This window comes from Desulfotomaculum copahuensis (assembly GCF_001655685.1).
In the GTDB taxonomy this organism is placed as follows: Bacteria; Bacillota; Desulfotomaculia; order Desulfotomaculales; family Desulfovirgulaceae; genus Desulfotomaculum_G; species Desulfotomaculum_G copahuensis.
Genome location: NZ_LYVF01000022.1, coordinates 1 through 9,140 on the forward strand (window position 1 = coordinate 1; position 9,140 = coordinate 9,140).

General features: G+C 56.8%; 9 protein-coding genes and 1 riboswitch. Of the genes, 7 read left to right on the top strand and 2 right to left on the bottom strand.

Annotated elements, in window-relative coordinates; all coding sequences use genetic code 11:
• Positions 1-235: 235 nt before the first annotated feature.
• Positions 236-598 (bottom strand): ArsR/SmtB family transcription factor, encoded by a 363-nt coding sequence (locus A6M21_RS02520; RefSeq protein ID WP_066666339.1) that lies wholly within the window; start codon positions 596-598, stop codon positions 236-238.
• A gap of 155 nt (positions 599-753) precedes the next feature.
• On the opposite strand from A6M21_RS02520, the gene A6M21_RS02525 reads away from it, so the two are divergent.
• The 7 genes from A6M21_RS02525 to eam all read left to right on the top strand — a co-directional run bounded on the left by A6M21_RS02525 (position 754) and on the right by eam (position 8,423).
• Positions 754-1,530, top strand: coding sequence for a type III pantothenate kinase (locus A6M21_RS02525; protein ID WP_066666340.1), 777 nt, complete (start codon positions 754-756; stop codon positions 1,528-1,530).
• 33 nt (positions 1,531-1,563) lie between these two features.
• Positions 1,564-2,529 carry a tRNA dihydrouridine synthase DusB gene (gene dusB, locus A6M21_RS02530; protein ID WP_066666341.1) on the top strand — a complete coding sequence of 322 codons (966 nt, stop codon included), beginning with the start codon at positions 1,564-1,566 and terminating at the stop codon, positions 2,527-2,529.
• A gap of 255 nt (positions 2,530-2,784) precedes the next feature.
• On the top strand, positions 2,785-3,309 hold the full coding sequence (locus A6M21_RS02535; RefSeq protein ID WP_066666342.1) for a COG3415 family protein: 525 nt from the start codon (positions 2,785-2,787) through the stop codon (positions 3,307-3,309).
• A 197-nt stretch (positions 3,310-3,506) separates the two neighbouring features.
• Entirely contained in the window at positions 3,507-4,613 is a 1,107-nt protein-coding gene (locus A6M21_RS02540) for a shikimate dehydrogenase (RefSeq protein ID WP_066666343.1), read from the top strand.
• Positions 4,614-4,784: 171 nt separating this feature from the next.
• Positions 4,785-5,261: a transcription elongation factor GreA gene (gene greA / locus A6M21_RS02545; RefSeq protein ID WP_066666344.1), complete on the top strand. Its 477-nt coding sequence runs from the start codon at positions 4,785-4,787 to the stop codon at positions 5,259-5,261.
• 14 nt (positions 5,262-5,275) lie between these two features.
• Positions 5,276-6,751 (top strand): lysine--tRNA ligase, encoded by a 1,476-nt coding sequence (gene lysS / locus A6M21_RS02550; protein WP_066666345.1) that lies wholly within the window; start codon positions 5,276-5,278, stop codon positions 6,749-6,751.
• A 107-nt stretch (positions 6,752-6,858) separates the two neighbouring features.
• Positions 6,859-7,021, top strand: a riboswitch (cyclic di-AMP (ydaO/yuaA leader).
• 124 nt (positions 7,022-7,145) lie between these two features.
• Positions 7,146-8,423 (top strand): glutamate 2,3-aminomutase, encoded by a 1,278-nt coding sequence (eam, locus tag A6M21_RS02555; RefSeq protein WP_066666346.1) that lies wholly within the window; start codon positions 7,146-7,148, stop codon positions 8,421-8,423.
• A 518-nt stretch (positions 8,424-8,941) separates the two neighbouring features.
• On the opposite strand, the gene A6M21_RS18980 is transcribed toward eam, so the two are convergent.
• Positions 8,942-9,140, bottom strand: a 199-nt coding sequence (locus tag A6M21_RS18980) for a hypothetical protein (RefSeq protein WP_207644548.1), incomplete at its 5' end; no start/stop codon positions are given.

Here is a 9,140-nt window from a genome sequence, read left to right on the forward strand (position 1 = left end):
CCGTCCCCGCAGGTGTCCGGAAGGTTTCCGGACATTTCTACAACGGGTGCTGTGGTGGTGTGCCCACCGGTTTTGCGCGTCCGGGTCATGTGCGCCTGCATGTGGGCCCGGCCAAAGTTCCCGGTCCGCCTTCTTTATCCGGTGTATGTCCGCGGATATTGTACGGTGTACGGGCGTGCGCCAGCCTGTTGAATGATGCCGGAAAAGTCGCTTGCGGAAAACATGCCCATGTAGTTTACCCTCTCCGGGTTGGCTTGCTCACATTTTCTCCGTTTTTCCTTCTCAACCCCTTCAAAGTGGACATGGTGTCCTCCACCTGGGACACCAGCACCCCGTCCAGCAAATCAAGAATCTGAAAGATTTCCGGGTATTTTACCCGGTAGTTCACCCGCAGGCCCTCCTTGCGTGAATCAACAATATCCAGTTTCTTCAACACGGCCAGATGTTGAGAGACATTTGACTGCTCCATGTCCAGTTCCTCAATGATTTCACAGACGCAGCGCTCCCCCTGACGCAGGCTCTCCAGGATGTTTACCCGGGTGGGATGGGCCAGTGCCTTTAAGATGTCTGATTTCATCCGCGGGATGCGTTCATTCATTATTACGCCCCCTTTTGCCGTCCAAAATTTAACTTACTATATAACAATATAGTTTTTGCACTGAAAAGTCAATTTGAGCGCTTTGCTGTTCCTCTGGAGGACTTTGTTGCGCCGCGTCCCTTCCTCTGGTAAAATTACGGGAGGGAGTGAACGGGATGATTTTGGCAGTGGATGTGGGGAATACCAATATTGTACTCGGGGTGTACCGGGAGGGGGAACTGGTTGAGCACTGGCGCCTGTCCACCAGCGCCAACCGCACCGCTGACGAGCACGGTATGCTGCTGAGGGATCTCTTCCAGCATGCGGGCCTTGATCTGCGCCGGATCAGGGGTTTGGTCATCTCTTCGGTGGTGCCGCCCTTGATGCTGTCCCTGGAACAGATGAGCCGGAAATACTTCGGTCTGACGCCGCTGGTGGTCGGACCGGGCATTAAAACCGGGCTGGCCATTAAATACGACAATCCCCGGGAAGTGGGCGCCGACCGCATCGTCAATGCCGTGGCCGGATACGAGCAGTACGGCGGGCCGTTAATCATCGTGGATTTCGGTACGGCCACCACTTTCGACGCCATCTCTTCCCGCGGGGAATATCTGGGCGGCGCGATAGCCCCGGGAATCGGTATTTCCACCGAGGCGTTGTTTGCCCGGGCGGCCAAACTGCCGCGGGTGGAATTTGTGATCCCGCCGGCGGTGATTGGCAAAACCACGGTGGCCAGCATGCAGGCAGGCATTATTTTTGGCTTTGTGGGCCAGGTGGATGAAATTGTGCGGCGTATGAAAGTCGAGTTGGGCGGCAACCCCCGGGTGCTGGCCACCGGCGGTCTGGCCGAGCTGATTGCCCGGGAGTCCCGGACCATTGACCGGGTGGATCCCCTGATCACTTTAAAAGGCCTGCTATTGATTTACGAACGCAACCGGCCGCTGGAGGCCTAGCACCGGCCGGTTTGGAAAAGGGGTTTCGCGCGGATGTTTTACATCGGCGGGGTTAAAATTGACAACCCGGTGGTGGCCGCGCCCATGGCCGGGGTGACCGACCGCGCTTACCGCGTGCTGGCCCGGGAAGCCGGTTGCGGGCTGGTTTTTACGGAAATGGTCAGCGACCGGGCGCTGCTTTACGGCAATCCACGCACCGGTTTGATCATCAACCATGCCGGTGAAAAAGGCCCCCTGGCCGTCCAGCTTTTCGGCGCCGATCCGGATTACATGGCCGCGGCGGCGGAACTGGCGGCCGCAACCGGGGCGGACATTATCGACATCAACATGGGCTGCCCCACCCCCAAGATCGTGCGCAACGGGGAGGGGGCGGCGCTGATGAAAAATCCGTCCCTGGCCGCAAGGATTGTGTCTGCCGTGGCGGGGCGGGTAAACGTGCCGGTAACGGTGAAGATGCGCCGCGGTTGGGATGAATCCTCCGTCAACGCTGTGGAGATGGCCCGCCGGGTGGAAGCGTCCGGCGCGGCGGCGGTGACCGTGCACGGACGCACCCGGGCGCAGTTCTACAGCGGGCGCGCGGACTGGCAAATTATCCGGGCGGTCGGGGAGGCGGTGGCTATTCCGGTCATCGGCAACGGTGACGTGTGCAGTCCGCAGGATGCGCGGCGCATGCTGGCCGAAACCGGTTGTGCAGCGGTGATGATCGGCCGCGCTTCCCTGGGCAACCCCTGGATTTTCCGCCGCACGGTGCGTTATCTGGCCACGGGGGAATTGCCGCCCCTGCCGGATGCGGCGGAGCGGCTGCAAACGGCGCTGCGCCATCTGGACCTGCTCATTGCGTTGAAGGGCGGGCGGGTGGCGGTGTGGGAGATGCGCAAGCACGCCGCCTGGTACAGCAAAGGCATACGGGGCGCCGCCCGGATGCGGGACAGGATCAACCAGGCGCCCACGGTGGAGGAACTGCGCGCAGTGTTGAAGGAAACATTCGAATGCGCTTGACCATGCCGGCGGGATCCGGCGCCGGCAGCGCCTTCCACAGGTGCGGCCCGTCCTGAAAATTTTAGTTTTACCGCGTTTTTCCCGTTCGGGCGGAAAATGCGGTTTTCTTTTTCCCGGAACCTGCCGCCGGCGGTATCATATTCGCGATAATTTGCCCCCCGCTTGCTTTTCATGGAAAACGCTGTTAAAATATTTGTACACAAGATTGTGCACATGTTTTGCTGTAAATATGGATAAAATGAACGGGTGTACTGTATGGATATTGTCCGGGTGGGCGAAAAAGTAATCAGCCGACGCCGTATCAACCAGGTGGTTGCCGAGATGCTGCAACTGCGCGCCGGCGGTTTGTCCCAGACGGAAGTGGCGCACCGTCTGGGGGTGGACCGCACCCTGGTCTGCCGCCTGGAAAGCCTGGGCGAGATCCGCAAGGGCCGCCGGGTGGCGGTGGTGGGCTTTCCGATTCAAAACAAAGCGGAGTTGACCGCCGCTCTGTCCAAAGAAGGAGTGGATTTCACCCTGCTCATGACCGAGGCGGAACGGTGGGAGTTCGTGCGCCGCAACAGCGGTGTCGATCTGTTGAATACGCTGATGGATTTAATCGCCCGGGCGCATTCCTTCGATCAGGTGGTGGTGATCGGTTCCAACAAACGGATCAAAATCATTGAGGCGGTGCTGGACAAGGAAGTGGTGGGCTATGAAATCGGCGAGTCCCCGATTCAGGAGGATAAATATGTGGATCCGGGGGAAATTGTGTCCCTGGTGCGGGCCGTCAAACAATAGCTGCGTTTTGCAGCCGGGTGGCGAATCCGGTGCAGGCGGAGCGCCATCTTCCCCGCTCCGGCGTACGCACGGGTGTGCGCCGCGGCCCGCACCGGACCGGTCCGGCGGGGCGCCGGAGGTTTGTTCAATGTTTTTCCCCGTGCCGTGCATGAATTCCTGTTGACGGCGGTATAAATTATTTGAGGAGGTTATTCTCCTTGGAAAAGTTTGCTTTCATCATCCACCCGCTGGATGTAAAGGACGTAGCCCGGAAATTCCCTTTTACCCGTTACCTGCCCGAGCGGGTGGTGGAAAACGCCTTTCGTCTGCTGCCGCCGGTGAAAGTTTCGCATATTTCGGGTGTCAGGACGCCGCACGGTGAAGCGGAAGGCTGGTTTGTGGCCTGTCCGCTCACGGCCCGTCAGATGCTCGCCCTGCCGCGGGAATTTGTCCTGCAGCGCATTATTCAGGCCGGGAAGGTGGCGGAAAAACTGGGTGCCGGCGTGGTCGGACTGGGCGCTTTTACTTCCGTGGTCGGCGATGCCGGCATAACCGTGGCCAAAAATTTGAACATTGCGGTGACTACCGGCAACAGCTACACTGTGGCCACAGCCATTGAAGGCACTCGTCAGGCGGCCCGCCTGATGGGTTACGATTTGCGCCGCATCCATGTGGTGGTGCTCGGGGCCACCGGTTCGATCGGCAAGGTATGCGCCCGCCTGCTGGCCGGGGATGTCGGCAAAATGACCCTGGTGGCCCGGGACAGGTCGCGGTTGGAGAGTGTGGCGTCGCAAATACTGTACGAAAGCGGGCTGGCCGTGCGCGTCACCTCCGATGTAAAGCAGGCCGTGCGTACGGCCGAGGTGGTCATTGCCGTCACCAGCGCGGTGGATACCATTATCGGTCCGGAGGACCTGATGCCCGGCGCGGTGGTCTGCGATGTTTCCCGCCCGCGCAATGTCAGCCGGCAGGTGGCCGAACAGCGGGACGATGTGCTGGTTATCGAGGGCGGGGTGGTGGAAGTGCCGGGACCGGTGGAATTCAATTTCAATTTCGGTTTTCCGCCGCGCACGGCCTACGCCTGTATGTCTGAAACCATGCTGCTGGCACTGGAGGGCCGTTATGAAAACTTTTCCCTGGGCCGGGATATCACCATCCGGCAGGTGACGGAAATAAGCGCCCTGGCCAAAAAACACGGCTTCAAGCTGGCCGGTTTCCGCAGTTTCGAACGGGCCGTTCAGCCGGAAGAGATCGCCCGGATCAAGGCGCGCGCCTCCCGCCGGCAGGAAGCGCTGAAGGCTGAGCTGCCCAGGGTGGCCCCTTGACAAATGGGAGTGCCCTTCTTATAATGATTTGAAAAGGTTGTAATAGGCCTAAAGGCACTGCAAGGAAGGGCTTTGCAGTGCTTTAAGTCTAGTTGGGGGTGTTTGACGGCGCTACTGTCCGTTCCCGGGGGCTGCAATTTTACTTATATATAAGTTAAGGAGACTGGCAGGATGAGTGAAAAAGAAGTAATCCTAACCGTGGCGGGGCTCAAGAACATGGAGGAGGAACTGGAACAACTTAAAACAGTGCGCCGCCGGGAAGTGGCGGCGCGCATCAAACAGGCCATTGAGTTTGGGGACATCAGCGAAAATTCCGAGTATGAGGACGCCAAAAACGAGCAGGCTTTTATCGAAGGACGCATTTTGACTCTGGAACGGATGCTGCGCAACGCCAAAATAATAGACGACGACGATCATAAAGGATCCGAAGAGGTGGCGCTCGGTTCCACTGTTTTATTGCGGGATTTGGAATACGGTGATGAACTGGAGTATACCATTGTCGGTTCGGTGGAAGCCGATCCGGAAAAACACAAGATTTCCAATGAATCACCGGTGGGACGGGCTATTCTCGGGCAACCCAAGGGCTGTGTGGTGGAAGTCAACGTGCCGGCCGGAACATTGAAATACGAAATTCTGGATATCCGTTAGTCCGGAGGTTGAAGATGACTAGGGAAACGGTCGAAACAGAAAACGACTTGATGCGTGTGCGCCGGGAAAAGCTGTTTGAATTGCAGGAAAACGGGATTGCTCCCTTCGGACGGCGCTACCCGCGCACGCACCCGGCCGCCGCGGTTAAAGAGGATTTTGCCCGTTACGAGGGGGAACAGGTCTGTCTGGCCGGGCGTCTTACCGGCAAGCGCGGTCACGGCAAGGCCGGTTTTGCCGATTTGCGGGACGGTTCCGGACAGATTCAAATCTATGTCCGGCTGAATGATGTGGGCGCCGCTACATATGCGCTGTTTGAAAAATTGGACATAGGCGATTTGATCGGGGTTAAGGGAAAAGTATTCAAAACCAGGATGGGCGAGATTTCAGTGGCGGTGACGGAGTTGACCCTGCTGGCCAAGTCCCTGCGCCCCCTGCCGGAGAAATGGCATGGCTTGAAGGACGTCGAGCTGCGCTACCGTCAGCGGTATGTGGATCTGATTGTCAATCCGGAGGTAAAGGACACTTTTATCCTGCGCAGCCGGATTATCCACGCCATCCGCAACTATCTGGAGCAGCGCGGCTTTTTGGAAGTGGAAACGCCGATGATGCACCCGATTGCCGGGGGGGCGGCCGCCAGGCCCTTCATCACTCATCACAACGCACTGGACATGAACCTCTACCTGCGCATAGCGCCGGAGTTGTATTTAAAGCGCCTGCTGGTGGGCGGTTTTGAAAAGGTTTATGAAATCAACCGCAACTTCCGGAATGAAGGCATATCCACCAGGCATAATCCCGAATTCACCATGCTCGAGCTTTACCAGGCCTACGCCGATTACACCGACATGATGGACCTGACGGAAGACATGATTGCCACTGTGGCCCGGGAAGTACTGGGCGCCGCCACCATCACCTATGAAGGAGTGGAGATCAATCTCACCCCGCCCTGGCCCAGGATACCCATGCTGGAGGCGGTGAAAAAGCACGCCGGAGTGGACTTCGCCGTCCTGGCCGGGGATGAGGAGGCCCGCCGGGCGGCCCGTGGCCTGGGGTTGACAGTGGGGGATAACGACAGCCGCGGTGCGGTTTTAAATGCCATTTTTGAAGAGAAGGTGGAGCCGGCACTGATCCAGCCCACTTTCATCACCGATTACCCGATTGAAATCTCCCCGCTGGCCAAGCGCAAGGAGGATGCGCCGGAACTTACCTACCGCTTCGAACTGTTCATCTACGGGCGTGAAATGGCCAATGCCTTTTCCGAGTTGAACGACCCCATTGATCAGAAGGAGCGCTTTCAAAAGCAGGTGGAAAAACGCCGTGCCGGTGACGACGAGGCGCATATGATGGACGAGGATTATATCACCGCCCTGGAATACGGCATGCCGCCGGCCGGCGGCCTGGGCATCGGCATTGACCGGCTGGTGATGCTGCTGACCAATTCATCTTCCATCCGCGACGTCATTCTTTTCCCTTTGCTGAAGCCGCGGGAATAGGGTGAGAAAAATTTCCCAAAAAATTGGTTCCTGGAGAATTTTGTTTAAGACCATAATTTCCTTTACAAAATTATAAGCTTCTGGTATAATTAAATCAATTAAATATTGATCCTCGAACGCTTAATTCTTTTTTAAAGAAGCGGGGGAACCAATTCCCGGGGTGAATCCTTTTCAGGTGGACGGCCGGAGGGCCCGTTCATGAGAGAGGGTAGGGTTATCCTTTCAACCCGAACCCGTCAGCTAACTTCGTCAGCGTGGAAGGGAGGTTGTCGGACAGGCTCCTGCGGGGGTTTGTTCAGGCTTCTTTTCTTTCGCTCTAAAACCCGGGAATACGGTACATTTCCGGGTTTTTTGCGCTCCCGTTTTAAAACCATAACAAAGGAGGGAGATTTTAATGGCGCTGTATCCGATGCCACGTGGAGAAGTGACCGCGCAGGAAAAAAGAGAAATTTCCCTGCGCCGGGCGGCGGAATTGAAAAAAAGAATCGAAGACTATCTGCGCATCAAGGATCAAATCAGCACCGGTTTTGATTTGACGGCCACGATGGAAGCAAAAAAGAAAGAAATTATGGCCTGTTTTGGCGCTGGTGAAAATGATTGGCAGGATTGGCGCTGGCAGTTGAAACACCGGATCAGTGATCCGGATCTTTTGGGCCGGCTGATGCATTTAGAACCGGAGTATATCGACGGGATTAAAAAGGTGGGCCGCAGATTCCGCTGGGCCATCTCGCCCTACTATGCCACCCTGGTAACCAGCGACCGTCCGGGCGGCCCCGTCTGGCGGCAGGCGGTGCCCGACATCAGGGAACTGGACATAAGCGGTTATGAGGATCCGATGGCCGAGGAATTCACCAGTCCGGCACCGGGAATCACACGCCGCTATCCCGACCGGTTGATTATAAACGTAACCAACCAGTGCGCCATGTACTGCCGTCACTGTCAGCGCCGCCGGAACATCGGCGAAGTGGACAGGCACAAACCGGTGGCGGTGTTCAAAGAAGCGCTGGATTATATCCGGAACAACCCGGAAATCCGGGACGTGCTCATTACCGGCGGCGACGCCCTGATGCTCAGCGATCAGATGCTGGATTGGCTGCTGGGCGAACTGGACGGGATCGGGCATGTGGAAATCAAGCGCATCGGTACGCGGGTAATCGTCACCATGCCGCAGCGTATCACGCCGCAACTGTGCGCCGTGCTGGAAAAGCATCCGCCGGTATATATCAACACCCAGTTCAATCATCCCCGGGAAGTGACCGCTGAAGCCGCAGCCGCCTGCGATCGCTTGATCAGGGCCGGAGTGGTGCTCGGCAACCAGGCGGTATTGTTGAAAGACGTCAACAACGATCCGCACGTGATGAAAAAGCTCAACCAGCAGCTGCTCCGGATCAGGGTGAGGCCGTATTATATTTTCCATGCCAAGCAGGTCAAGGGGACAGGGCATTTTGTCACTTCGGTGGATGAAGGTATCGAGATTATGGATAAGCTGCGGGGATACACCTCCGGACTGGCCGTCCCGGCTTATATTATCAACGCCCCGAACGGTTTCGGCAAAACACCGGTACTTCCCCGGTATGTCATCGGCCGGGATGATCATCATATCACGCTGCGCACCTGGGAAAAAAGGTTGATCCAATACCCTAGCGAGAGCAGTTCAAAGCTGGTCCGCTAAAAACCTCTTTCCGTCTTCCGCCGCGCGTTCCGGTTTAAGCGCGGCCGTGTGCCGCGGCGCGGCGCTTGCCGTCCGCCCCGGGTATTTTCCCCCGGGGATGGTCCGGTTGGCATTTGATGGCTGAACAATGCCAAACTTCCCCGGGAAGAACAACCGGGGTTGCGACGGATAACAAACCGGTCCAGCCGGCGGTTCTCCAATAAACAGGTTGTTTTTACCGGAAAAGTATTAATGCGTTCCAGTTATGTGGGCAGGGCGGCGTCTGGTGCCGCCCTGCCCGGTTTTAACAGCCGGACGGTGAGAAGAATTTTGTTCTTTTGTTATCTATTATACTTTATTAAATCAGGGGACGTGGTTTTGTCGTTGAAGGCACCGCTTGAGGCACCTGTTGAAATTTCCACAGGAAGATGCTTGCCATTAATTCCCGTGTTGACAGCTAAAACAGTCTGTGCTAATATTTTATCTGTTGTCGCCCTTGAAGGCAGGGGCAACATAAAACGGACAAAGTTAAGAAAATGTTATTGACAGGTTAAGTTTTTTGTGCTAACATAAATTCCCGGGGGTAATTCTCCCGGTGCCAGAGTCGCCGGTGCGCGGCGGCCAGAAAATGGCAGTTGACACAAGGCGGCAAAAAGTGATACAATCAAAAATGTGCCGCGGAAAAGGGCGGCAAACGGTCCTTGAAAACTAAACAGCGAAGCCAGATGCGAAAAGTCT

Coding starts and splice junctions, on each gene's coding strand:
- A6M21_RS02520 (WP_066666339.1), bottom strand. CDS start 598: ATGAATGAACGCATCCCGCGGATGAAATCAGACATCTTAAAGGCACTG.
- A6M21_RS02525 (WP_066666340.1), top strand. CDS start 754: ATGATTTTGGCAGTGGATGTGGGGAATACCAATATTGTACTCGGGGTG.
- A6M21_RS02535 (WP_066666342.1), top strand. CDS start 2,785: ATGGATATTGTCCGGGTGGGCGAAAAAGTAATCAGCCGACGCCGTATC.
- greA (WP_066666344.1), top strand. CDS start 4,785: ATGAGTGAAAAAGAAGTAATCCTAACCGTGGCGGGGCTCAAGAACATG.
- lysS (WP_066666345.1), top strand. CDS start 5,276: ATGACTAGGGAAACGGTCGAAACAGAAAACGACTTGATGCGTGTGCGC.
- eam (WP_066666346.1), top strand. CDS start 7,146: ATGGCGCTGTATCCGATGCCACGTGGAGAAGTGACCGCGCAGGAAAAA.
- dusB (WP_066666341.1), top strand. CDS start 1,564: ATGTTTTACATCGGCGGGGTTAAAATTGACAACCCGGTGGTGGCCGCG.